Raw genomic sequence first — 387 nt, 5'->3', positions numbered from 1 at the left:
AACCAGCTCCTGCTGCCGTTCCTCAGCCTCGTCACGACGGCCGAGATCGAGCGCAACCCGACCGTCAAGGCCGAGGCCGTCGCCGCCGCGGCCCGGCAAGGGCGGCCCATGAGCGGCCTGCTGTTCACCTACCCCGTGCACCAGGCCGCCGACATCCTGTTCTGCCACGGCAACCTCGTGCCCGGCGGGCAGGACCAGCTCCCGCACGTCGAGCTCACGCGCACGATCGCGCGCCGCTTCAACCAGCGCTACGCCGCCGCGCAGCCGTACTTCCCCGAGCCCGACGTGCTGCTCGCGCCCGCCCCCACCGTGCTCGGCACGGACGGTCGCAAGATGAGCAAGTCCGCGGGCAACGCGCTCGAGCTGCGCGACGACGAGGACGCGACC

1 pseudogene is annotated in these 387 nt (G+C 72.6%); it reads left to right on the top strand.

The features are described 5' to 3' along the window. Nucleotides 1-387: pseudogene (locus G3I78_RS50620) on the top strand (tryptophan--tRNA ligase); the annotation flags it as partial.

It is taken from the genome of Streptomyces sp. SID13726, assembly GCF_010548375.1.
Lineage (GTDB): Bacteria > Actinomycetota > Actinomycetes > Streptomycetales > Streptomycetaceae > Streptomyces.
This window is presented reverse-complemented; position numbering and strand designations above follow the sequence as displayed.